We start from the raw sequence: 243 nt of genomic DNA, 5'->3' as shown, positions 1-243 counted from the left end.
GAGTGACTGCCGGTGACAAACCGGAGGAAGGTGGGGATGACGTCAAATCATCATGCCCCTTATGACCTGGGCTACACACGTACTACAATGGCCGGTACAACGGGAAGCGAAGCCGCGAGGTGGAGCCAATCCCAGCAAAGCCGGTCTCAGTTCGGATTGCAGGCTGCAACTCGCCTGCATGAAGTCGGAATTGCTAGTAATCGCGGATCAGCATGCCGCGGTGAATACGTTCCCGGGTCTTGT

At 56.8% G+C, this 243-nt stretch carries 1 rRNA gene; it reads left to right on the top strand.

What is annotated here, in order from left to right:
* A 16S ribosomal RNA gene (locus tag HPT30_RS31230) occupies positions 1-243 on the top strand; the annotation flags it as partial.

Origin of the sequence: Paenibacillus agri, assembly GCF_013359945.1 — a bacterium.
Lineage (GTDB): Bacteria > Bacillota > Bacilli > Paenibacillales > Paenibacillaceae > Paenibacillus_AQ > Paenibacillus_AQ agri.
This window is presented reverse-complemented; position numbering and strand designations above follow the sequence as displayed.